The 1,475-nt window shown below is 67.7% G+C and carries 1 protein-coding gene; it reads right to left on the bottom strand.

The window, feature by feature from the left end; translation table 11 throughout:
* The coding region (locus ACGF7Y_RS36450) for an amino acid adenylation domain-containing protein (RefSeq protein ID WP_393242484.1) at positions 1-1,475 on the bottom strand (1,475 nt) is incomplete at both ends.

The raw sequence follows: 1,475 nt of genomic DNA, 5'->3' as shown, positions 1-1,475 counted from the left end.
AGCGCGCGGCGGTCGAGTTTCCCGTTCGGGGTCAACGGCAACACGTCCAGCACCACGATCGCGTCGGGCACCATGTAACCGGTCAAGAACTCCGCCACCTGCCTACGCAGCACCGACGGATCCGAACTCGTCCCGGCATCGGGCACCACATACCCGACCAAGCGGTCACCGGCGTGCTCGTCGGCACGCACCACCACCACCGCCTGGCTCACCCCCGGACACCGCAGCAGCGCCGCTTCGATCTCGCCGAGCTCGATACGGAACCCCCGCAACTGCACCTGCTGATCCCCACGCCCGGCGTACTCGAGGGTGGCCAGGCCACCCAGACCTACCCACCGGCCGATATCGCCGGAGCGGTACATCCGCGAACCCGGCGCCCCGAAGGGATTGGCGACGAAGCGGGTAGCGGCCAGGCCGGGACGGCCGAGGTAGCCGCGGGAGAGCTGAGCGCCCGCGACGTAGATCTCTCCGGCGACGCCGACCGGCGCGGGGTTGAGCCGGTCGTCGAGCACGTACGCGTCCAAGCCCGGGATGGCGCGACCGATCACGCTGGCCGGGTTGTCGGCCATCTGCTCATCCAGCGACAGGTAGGACACGTGCACCGTGGTCTCGGTGATGCCGTACATGTTCACCAACCACGGCGCGTCCACCGGGTGGCGCTCGTACCAGCGCTGCAACTGGCGCAGATCCAGTGCCTCACCGCCGAACACGACGTAGCGCAGCGCGAGTTCGCCCTGCTCGTCCGGGTGCGCGGCGCGGTCGGCCTCGGCGAGCTGGTAGAAGGCCGAAGGGGTCTGGTTGAGGACGGTGACCTGTTCGCGGATCAACAGTTCGCGGAACTGTTCCGGCGAGCGGGAGGTCAGGTAGTCGACCACGACGACGGTGCCGCCGGTGGCCAGCGCACACCACAGTTCCCAGACCGAGAAGTCGAACGCGAAGGAGTGGAACAGCGTCCACACATCGGTTTCGTCGAACTCGAACAGCGACTGGGTGTTGGCGAACAACTCGACCACGTTGCGGTGCGCGACCCCCACACCCTTGGGCACACCGGTGGAACCGGAGGTGTAGATGACATACGCCAGGTTGTCCGGACGCAACGGCACCACACGTTCGCGGTTGCGCACGCGTGCGTCGTCGTAGCCGGTGGTGTCCTCCAGCAGGAGGACCGGAATATTGCCCGCGGGTAGGGATTCCCGCTCGGTGGCGGTGGTCAGGATGCAGACCGGTGCGGCGTCATCGAGCATGAACTCCAGCCGCTGCACCGGATAAGTGGTGTCGATCGGTAGATACGCCGCACCCGCGGTCAACACACCCAACAACGCGACCGGTAGTTCCTCGGTGCGCGGCATCGCCACCGCCACCACCGATTCCGGGCCCGCGCCCTGGGCGATCAACGCGCGAGCGACCCGGTTGGCGCGGCTTTGCAACTGCCCGAACGTCAAGCTGCTGTCGCCGTAGCGGATGGCGACCGCGTC

It is taken from the genome of Nocardia sp. NPDC047654 (assembly GCF_043205035.1).
Lineage (GTDB): Bacteria > Actinomycetota > Actinomycetes > Mycobacteriales > Mycobacteriaceae > Nocardia.
The sequence above is the reverse complement of the archived record's forward strand: the minus strand, read 5'-3'. Positions and strand labels throughout refer to the sequence as shown.